The 575-nt window shown below is 60.5% G+C and carries 1 protein-coding gene; it reads right to left on the reverse strand.

The features are described from left to right. Positions 1-575 (reverse strand): DDE-type integrase/transposase/recombinase (locus tag D2V17_RS04425; protein WP_147367221.1); only part of this gene is annotated, 575 nt, incomplete at both ends.

Here is a 575-nt window from a genome sequence, read left to right on the forward strand (position 1 = left end):
AGGCATCGGCGGGCGTGACGTTGTCGAGGCTCTCGTGGTAGCGCTGGTGGTTGTAATGCTCGACGAAGGCCTCGATCTGCTGTTGGAGATCACCGGGCAGAAAGTAGTTTTCCAGCAGTACGCGGTTCTTCAAGGTCTGGTGCCAGCGCTCGATCTTGCCTTGGGTCTGTGGGTGGAAGGGTGCGCCGCGCACGTGGCTCATCTTGTTGGCCTCGATGTATTCGGCCAGTTCCCCAGCGATGTAGCTGGGGCCATTGTCGCTGAGCAGGCGGGGCCTGTGCAGCACGTTGACGTGGTCGCAGCCTGAGGCTGCCAGCGCCATATCGAGCGTGTCAGTGACGTCCTCGGCTCGCATGGTGCTGCAGAGCTTCCAGGCGATGATGTAGCGTGAGTAATCGTCGAGCACGGTCGATAGATAGACCCAGCCCCATCCGATAATCTTGAAGTAGGTAAAGTCGGTCTGCCACATCTCGTTGGGGCGGGTGGTCTGCGTGTGGAACGCCTCGGCGGCCTTGATCACTGTGTAGGCCGGGCTGGTGATCAGATCGTGGGCCTTCAGGAGGCGATAGACCGTG

It is taken from the genome of Aurantiacibacter xanthus, assembly GCF_003584015.1.
In the GTDB taxonomy this organism is placed as follows: Bacteria; Pseudomonadota; Alphaproteobacteria; order Sphingomonadales; family Sphingomonadaceae; genus Alteraurantiacibacter; species Alteraurantiacibacter xanthus.